Here is a 5,855-nt window from a genome sequence, read left to right as displayed (position 1 = left end):
AGCCACGGCCCCGCCGCCGCCCAGCTCGCCGAGCGGCTGGTCGAGCAGATTCGCCGCTTCGACCGCGACCGCACCGCCCAGCCCGTCATCACCGCCTACCCTGTCGGAACGGCCGACGAGACCCTGCCCACCGGCGTGGTTATCGACAAGCGCCACGTCCGCATGGTCGCCACGCCCTGACCGGTCACCGCGCCGACGGCCCCCAGCATCGAGAACGTGGTGACCACGTCTGGCTGACCACGTCTGGCTGAGCAGCCTCCTGAATCGCGGATTCGTCTAAACCCCGCACCAGCTACGACTGCACCGGAGCCCGCGCCGAATACGGCGGTCCGCACTGTCAACACCTCAGCGGCCGCTGTCTGGACACCTTCATCACCAGATTTCCCTGTCCAGCTCAGCGCAGGTCCTTACTGAAATCTTCGCTGGCAACCGACACCCGGGATCACCGTCGACATCCGCGATCAACCGGAAAGTTCACGCAGAGCATCTGCATAACTGCGCAGAGCCTCGATCTGCTGGGTCAGTCGGGCCAGGTCCGGCGAGGACGCGACCACCGTGCCCACGACCTCGCTGGCCGCTGCCAGCAGGTCGTCCAGAGTGGCCACCGACGCCGACATTCCGGCCACCAGGTCCTTCCTCGTCGCCAGGATCTCGGCTCGTCGAGCGGGATGCGTCACCGCCCGGGCCGCCCTTTCACACGCGACGACCCGCCTGGCGGTGACCCGCAGCCCGTCCACCAGATCGGCGGCGCCGGCCACGGCCGCCCGCACCGGGCCGCGGGCGGCGCCGGGAGCAAGCGTCCGGGCCATCGCGACGAGCGCCGCCAGACCCGCCTCGCCACGGCGCAACGGCTCGGCGGCCGCCGAGTGCCGCAACGCCCAGGGCGGCGGAGCGGGGGCGCTCGGCAGGGCGAACCCGCGGTCCTCCCGCCGGATCACGGCCGTCTCCCAGCCGGCGAGACCCGCCCTGATGATCGCCGCGCCGCCCACAACCAGCCAGCCCCAGCCGTCCACGACGGCGGCGACCGGCGTCACCGCGGCCACGGCGGTCCATCCGAAGGCGGTCACCGCCGCCCGACGACGCGCCCACCGGACGCCACGCCCGGCGCGCCGTTCGGCCCGCAGCAACGACCGGCGTTCGACATCGGCACGCACCCAGTCCGGCAACACCGGCCGCAGTGCCCCGCCCGGCACCCCGTCCCACCCCGGCCAGCCGGTCACGGCCGGTCCCGCCTTCCGACTCACGGCGTCCCACCGCCGGTGGGCTTGACCGCGGAACCGGATGACGCCGCGGAACCGCCCGCGCCAGCGGGAAGCTGGCCCCCGGCCGCCATGTCACCGCGCAGCTCGGCGAGGCGGGAGGAGGCCCGGGCGTCCATGGTCGCGCGCCGCACCTCGATCATCCGCGCCTCCATCCCCTGGGAGGCGAGTTCATGGCGCCCGAGAGCGACCGCGTATCGCTGCTCGACCTTGTCGCGGATCTCCCCGAGGGTGGGCGTGTCCCCCGCCGGGGCGAGCGAGGACATCCCCTCCATCGCCTTGGTCATCTGCTCCTGCATGGCGGCGTGCTCGATCTGTGTCAGCAGGCGAGCACGCTCAGCGAGATGGCGTTGCATCCGCACGGTGTTGTCCTCGACCGCGGTCCGGGCCTGCTGGGCGGACGCGGCGGCCTGGCGGTGCAGGTTCTTCAGGTCCTCCAGCGATGCCTCCGCCGAGACCAGCTGGCTGGCGAACGCCTGGGCCGTCTCCTCGTAGCCGGCCGCGGTGGCCAGATCGCCGGCCGCTCGCGCGTTGTCAGCCAGCAGCAACGAGGACCGGGCGGACTCGGTGAGGTTCGCGACCTCGTCCACCTGGCGTGCCATGCGCATCTCCAGCTGACGCTGGTTACCCACGACAAGCGCCGCCTGCTGGACCAGCGCCTCGTGCTGCTGCCGGGCCTCCGCGATGGCCTGGTCGATCTGCACCCGCGGGTCGGCCTTCTCGTCGAACTTCCGGTTCGCCGAGGCCGACAGATAGCGGTAGATCTTGCGGACGACATTCGCCATACATCGATCGTCGCACGCCGGAGCCGCGGCGGGTTACCCCGCGGCGGACTCAGACGGGCGGCTGCAGCGCCGTGCGGCCGCGTCCCGCGCAGACCAGACATGCCCGGCAGGCCGGCACAAAGCCGCCGCGCGCGGTGGCGAAGACCACCAGCAGCTCGCCCAACCCGTTACAGCTCTTGCACACCTGGACTAGCCGGCACTCCGACCAGCCGTCATCGTCCTCCGGCCACGCGGGGGTATTCACGCGATCTTCTTTCCCTGCGGGCCATGCCCGGGAGCCCGCCCGGGAACGACGATCGACACCAACCTGCGCCACGAGAACTATCTCGGGAGAGTCGCAGAGGGGTCCGCCACCCGCCACCAGACAACCCCTTTCGGGGGATGGCCCTTTCGGGGGGAGGGCAAACCGCCCCCGGCGCGGGACTCACACCATCGCCTGGAACATCCAGTGCTGCTCCTCCAGGTCGTGGACGATCTCGATGATCAGGTTCTGGGTGACCGGGTCGGCCTTCTCGGTCGCGTCCATGCGGGTACGCATCCTCGTGACCACCCCGGCGAGGACCTCGGTCGTCTGCCGGATCACCTTCTCATCCGGGATGTACCCGACCTCCACTCCCGGCAGGTGGGTGCCTCGGGCGACCGTCGAGGACTGACCGTCCGGGTTGACCCCGATCGCGACGGCACGTTCGGCGGTGGCGTCCGCGTAACGACGCGCCAGGTCGACGACCTCGTCGAGTTGGCGATGCACACTGCGGAAGGTGCGCCCGGTGACGTTCCAGTGCAGCTGCTTGGCGGACAGGGACAGGTCGATCAGGTCGATCAACGTGCCCTGGATGGCCTCACCGGTGACGCTTCGTGCCCCGTCGGACAACGGGCTGCGGATGGCGCTCATACTCGACCCCTCTCACGCCGGAGACATCTGCTCCCTGCGGCGTGCCCCGTGAAGAGATCCGTATGCGTCCAGAACGCCCCGGCGCCCAGCACAGCCCGACATCGCGAACGAGACACCTACCGAGACCTACCTCATCGAGACCTACATCATGAACGGAGCGCACGTCATGAACGGAGCAGACCCCGAACGTGAACGGGACACGTGAACGGGACAGCCGACGCGGCGGGACGCCGGAAGACGCCGGACGCCCAACTCAGGCCGCCCGGTCGACGACCGCGGCGCGGGCGGGAACCACCACGGTGGGCGCGCCGACCCGCGCGGGCACCGCCAGCTCGGCGAGCTCGAGATCCTCACTCACCTCGCGCAGCAGGTCCGCGAGCCGTACTCCCAGTGCGTCACAGATGGCGGCAAGCAGCTCGGAGCTGGCCTCCTTCTGCCCACGCTCAACTTCCGAGAGGTAGCCGAGCGACACCCGTGCCGCCGACGACACCTCCCGAAGCGTGCGGTGCTGATCCTGACGGCGGCGGCGCAACGCCTCGCCGAGCATGCGTCGGAGCAGGACCATCGAGCCTCCTCCTTCGTCCGCGGGATGCGTTCACCGTATACCCACCACCGCAACCATCGGGCCCTCGTTGATGGGACTGTAACTGTGTAAGCACCTCAGGTCCGGCGATTAGTCTCGCGCGTCAGGGCGCGCCGTCGCCGGTTGTGGTCATCTCGCTGCTCGGCAGCCCGGCGAGCAGCCGACGCACCAGGTCCAGCGCGGACACCACCGCGTAGGTGCGGATGCGCGGCCGGTCCCCGGGCAGCCGTACCGACCGGGTGACGGTGCCATCCGGTCCGGCCAGGCCGATATGCAGCGTGCCAACCGGTTTGTCCTCCTGTGGCCGCGGGCCCGCGACTCCCGTGGTGGACAACCCGTAAGTGGCGCCCAGCCGAGACCGGACCCCCGCCGCCATCGCGGCGGCCGTCCTCGACGACACCGCGCCCCCGGCGGCCAACAGACCCTCGTCGACACCGAGCGCCGACGCCTTGACCTCCGTGGCGTAGGAGACGATGCCGCCACGGAACGCGGCGCTCGCACCGGGGACGTCGGTCAGCCGCCCGGCGAGCAGCCCCCCGGTGATGGACTCCGCGACGGCCAGCGTCGCCGACCGCTGGACGAGCAGCCCCAGGACCACGCCTTCGAGGGAGTCGTCCGCACCGCCGTACACCCCGGCGCCCAGCGCGGTCCGGGCCGCGGTCTCCACCGGTGCGATCAGCATCTCGGCCTCGGCCCGATCCCGGGCCCGGGCCGTGATACGCACCCGGGTCTGGCCACCGCTGGCCAGGAACGCGATGCGCGGATTGCCGATCGGGGCAAGCCGGTCGACCTCGTCCGCGAGGGCCTCGGCGACGGCCGACTCCCACATGCCCGCCGTGCGCAGCACCCGGTGGACGACCACCGCGGGCTGCCCGGCCCGGCGCAGGATGTCGGGCAGCACGCTGGCGGTGAACATGTCGTTCATCTCGAACGGCACACCGGGCATCGCGTAGACGACGCCGGTCCCGATCTCCATCCGTATCCCCGGGGCTGTTCCGACGCCGTTCGGCAGCGGTTGTGCCCCCTCGGGCAGGTCCGCCTGCCGGTAGTTCATCTGGGGCACGCGCCGGCCACCGTCACCGCGGCCCAGGTCCCGGAACCGTCGCCGCAGCATCGACTCCAGGAAGTCGTCCCGGCGCAGGCCGACGCCGGCCGCGGCGGCGATGCCCTCGCGGGTCAGGTCGTCCTGGGTGGGACCGAGCCCTCCGGTCATGATGACGACGTCAGCCCGGTCCAGTGCCACCCGGATCGCCGTGGCGATCATGTCGATGTCGTCACCGACGACCGTCGACGTCGTGACGGTCACTCCGACATCGGCCAGCTGCCGACCCAACCAGGCCGCGTTGCCGTTGACGATGTCGCCGTAGAGAAGTTCGTCCCCCACCGCCAGCAGCTCAGCGCGCATCGGTCCGCCCCTCCGTCTTCCTGATGGTCGGTCCGGCCGCCGTTGACGGGGCGGACCCGGCCGGCCCGGCCCCCCGGTGACGTACCGGGGGGCCGGTGCCGGGCGAGAGGCCGGTGGATGGCGCGCCCGTCGGCGGGGTGACACCGCCGGGATCCCGCGCGGCCCGCCGCCGCAGCGCGAGAGCTCGACAGACATAATCGATCCCGGTGACCATGGCGACCACCACGCCGGCCGCGAGGATCACAGCCCGGCTCGTGGCGGCAACACCCGCCAGCGGAAGCACGTAGAGACCGATCGCGACGTTCAGCAGCAGGGTCTTGGCCTTGCCCCCACGGCTCGCCGCGATCACCCCGAAGCGGATCACCCACAAGCGCAGGAGGGTGACGCCGACCTCCCGCAGGAGGATCAGTACGGTGACCGGCCAGGGCAGCTCGCCGAGCACGGACAGCGAGATCAACGCGGCACCGGTCAGCGCCTTGTCGGCGATCGGATCGACCAGGATGCCGAAGTCGGTGACGAGGTGCCAGCGGCGGGCGATGGAGCCGTCGATCTGGTCGGTCACCGCGGCCACCGCATAGGCGCCGAAGGCGGCGTACCGCCAGGTATGCCCGTCGGGCCCGGCGAACAGGAAGACCACGAAGACCGGCACCAACACCAGCCGCACGATCGTCAGCAGGTTGGCGACATTAACCACCGGGGCCGCAGGGACTACCGGGGCAGAAACGGGCTCCGCGGGGAGCGGCGACGGCCCTTCGCCGCGCTCCCCCCTGGCGTCGGCGCCCGACGCCGTCACGTCCCATCCGCGACGCCCCGGCCCACGAGGGCCGCCGCCCGGTCCGGCGCCGGCCGCGCGACCGCGGCCGTGGGACGGGCCCGATCGAGCACCGCGGTGAACTCCGCGATCAGATCGACACCCTCGGTGGTGACCACC

At 71.6% G+C, this 5,855-nt stretch carries 7 protein-coding genes and 1 pseudogene; 1 reads left to right on the top strand and 7 read right to left on the bottom strand.

Features of this window, described 5'->3' with window-relative positions:
• Positions 1 to 180, top strand: a pseudogene (locus ACY5KJ_RS16835) (methyltransferase, FxLD system); the annotation flags it as partial.
• A gap of 281 nt (positions 181 to 461) precedes the next feature.
• Here ACY5KJ_RS16835 and pspM read toward each other — a convergent pair.
• From pspM to ACY5KJ_RS16800, 7 genes are all read right to left on the bottom strand, one after another.
• Complete coding sequence (pspM, locus tag ACY5KJ_RS16830) at positions 462 to 1,244, bottom strand: phage shock envelope stress response protein PspM (RefSeq protein ID WP_462188816.1); 783 nt, start codon at positions 1,242 to 1,244, stop codon at positions 462 to 464.
• On the bottom strand, positions 1,241 to 2,044 hold the full coding sequence (locus tag ACY5KJ_RS16825; protein WP_462203814.1) for a PspA/IM30 family protein: 804 nt from the start codon (positions 2,042 to 2,044) through the stop codon (positions 1,241 to 1,243). The genes pspM and ACY5KJ_RS16825 overlap by 4 nt, the downstream gene beginning before the upstream one ends.
• Before the next feature lie 49 nt (positions 2,045 to 2,093).
• Positions 2,094 to 2,288, bottom strand: a complete 195-nt coding sequence (locus tag ACY5KJ_RS16820) for a hypothetical protein (protein ID WP_462188818.1) — start codon at positions 2,286 to 2,288, stop codon at positions 2,094 to 2,096.
• 180 nt (positions 2,289 to 2,468) lie between these two features.
• Positions 2,469 to 2,936 (bottom strand): Dps family protein, encoded by a 468-nt coding sequence (locus tag ACY5KJ_RS16815; protein WP_462188819.1) that lies wholly within the window; start codon positions 2,934 to 2,936, stop codon positions 2,469 to 2,471.
• Positions 2,937 to 3,189: 253 nt separating this feature from the next.
• Positions 3,190 to 3,501: a helix-turn-helix domain-containing protein gene (locus ACY5KJ_RS16810; protein WP_462188820.1), complete on the bottom strand. Its 312-nt coding sequence runs from the start codon at positions 3,499 to 3,501 to the stop codon at positions 3,190 to 3,192.
• Between the two features lie 121 nt (positions 3,502 to 3,622).
• A complete protein-coding gene (locus ACY5KJ_RS16805) occupies positions 3,623 to 4,924 on the bottom strand; it encodes a competence/damage-inducible protein A (protein WP_462188822.1) in 1,302 nt (433 codons plus the stop codon).
• On the bottom strand, positions 4,914 to 5,618 hold the full coding sequence (locus ACY5KJ_RS16800; RefSeq protein WP_462188823.1) for a CDP-alcohol phosphatidyltransferase family protein: 705 nt from the start codon (positions 5,616 to 5,618) through the stop codon (positions 4,914 to 4,916). Before ACY5KJ_RS16800 ends, ACY5KJ_RS16805 begins: the two co-directional genes overlap by 11 nt.
• Between the last annotated feature and the right edge of the window lie 237 nt (positions 5,619 to 5,855).

The sequence above is a fragment of the Frankia sp. CcWB3 genome, assembly GCF_977927595.1.
Note: the sequence above shows the minus strand (reverse complement) of the source record. Positions and strands in the feature narration are given on the sequence as shown.

Coding starts and splice junctions, on each gene's coding strand:
- ACY5KJ_RS16825 (WP_462203814.1), bottom strand. CDS start 2,044: ATGGCGAATGTCGTCCGCAAGATCTACCGCTATCTGTCGGCCTCGGCG.
- ACY5KJ_RS16810 (WP_462188820.1), bottom strand. CDS start 3,501: ATGGTCCTGCTCCGACGCATGCTCGGCGAGGCGTTGCGCCGCCGCCGT.
- ACY5KJ_RS16815 (WP_462188819.1), bottom strand. CDS start 2,936: ATGAGCGCCATCCGCAGCCCGTTGTCCGACGGGGCACGAAGCGTCACC.
- ACY5KJ_RS16805 (WP_462188822.1), bottom strand. CDS start 4,924: ATGCGCGCTGAGCTGCTGGCGGTGGGGGACGAACTTCTCTACGGCGAC.